The 1,334-nt window shown below is 45.7% G+C and carries 1 protein-coding gene; it reads left to right on the top strand.

Translation table 11 applies throughout. The annotated features are described in order from the left end of the window. The first annotated feature begins 70 nt into the window (after positions 1-70). A complete protein-coding gene (locus H141_RS0119620; protein ID WP_019677967.1) occupies positions 71-1,315 on the top strand; it encodes an IS4 family transposase in 1,245 nt (414 codons plus the stop codon). Positions 1,316-1,334 lie beyond the last annotated feature (19 nt).

Below are 1,334 nucleotides of genomic sequence, written 5' to 3'. Positions count from 1 at the left end.
CTGAGGTATCCCCACAAAATTATCAGCTAAAACAAAAAGATGAACTCGGAAGGAACATTCATGGCGTTCGATGATCAGATCTATCGCCAAACATCACCGAGACCAAACAACCATGAATGTTCGCGCTATCTTGACCAATATCGTTTCATTTGTCACACCCAAAATGCATGCCACCAGACAAAAAGCTGTAATTGATTGCGTACATAGCCTGGCAAACGGTAGTGCAGCTACTGTGACCAGCATTGGCCGGGGGATTAGTTCAAATGCCTATGAAAAACATAATATTAAGCGTGCCGACAGGTTGCTGTCTAATTCGCATTTATTGCATGAAAAAAACCTGGTTTATGGTGCAATTTGTCGGTTGCTCTGTACTGCCAAGCATCCAACGATAAGCATTGACTGGTCTGATTTAGATGAGTGTAAAAGACACTTTTTGCTTCGCGCTTCACTAAGTTTTGATGGTCGTGCTATCACGCTGTACGAGGAAGTTCATCCGCTGAGTACCAAAGAGAAGCCTGCTACGCATAAGCTATTTTTACGCCGGTTATCACTGCTACTGCCTAGGGGCTGTAAACCGGTGATTGTTACTGATGCAGGCTTTAAAACACCTTGGTTCAGGCAAGTGGAAGCGCTGGGTTGGTATTTTGTGGGCCGGGTTCGCAAGCCCAATTTTTACACTATCGACAGTGGTGCACACTGGCAGTGTATTAGTCAGTTGTACGGCAAAGCTACGCAGAAACCAAAGCAATATCAGGCACAGATTGCACGGAATACGCCGTTTCCCTGCACACTCACACTATATAAACAAAAAACTCAGGGACGGCATTCACTGAATGCTGATGGCAGTATCAAGCGCTCTAAAACATCTAAATCAAATTCACGGGCGAATTCAGATCCGTGGTTGTTGGCGTCTAACTTGCCGCTTAAACATAATCACAGCAAGCAGGTTGTAGCAATCTACCGGCAGCGCATGCAGATAGAAGAAAGCTTCAGAGATATGAAAAGTGCTCAGTTTGGTCTGGGCTTCGAGCAAAATGGCAGTACCAAACTACACCGGATAAGCCTGTTACTGCTGCTGAGCAATTTGGCCTCATTAGTCTTGATATTGCTAGGTGTAGGGCTGACCATAGCCAATCAACAACGCCGATTCCAGGCAAACAGTTATCGTGATAGACGAGTCTTGTCGTTTCACTCGCTTGGGTTAAGAGCGATGGCCAAACAGGTGATGTTTACAACAGCACAGTGGCGCAACACCTTGTGCCACTGTAAACACTTGCTTAATACGACGAGTTACAACATTGAATGCGGGGACTAAATTCGTGGGGATCCCTCAG

Source organism: Arsukibacterium perlucidum DSM 18276 (genome assembly GCF_000382165.1).
Lineage (GTDB): Bacteria > Pseudomonadota > Gammaproteobacteria > Enterobacterales > Alteromonadaceae > Alishewanella > Alishewanella perlucidum.
Note: the sequence above shows the minus strand (reverse complement) of the source record. Positions and strands in the feature narration are given on the sequence as shown.

What these genes read in the sequence shown, in the direction of transcription:
- H141_RS0119620 (WP_019677967.1), top strand. Translation starts at nt 71, where the DNA reads ATGATCAGATCTATCGCCAAACATCACCGAGACCAAACAACCATGAAT.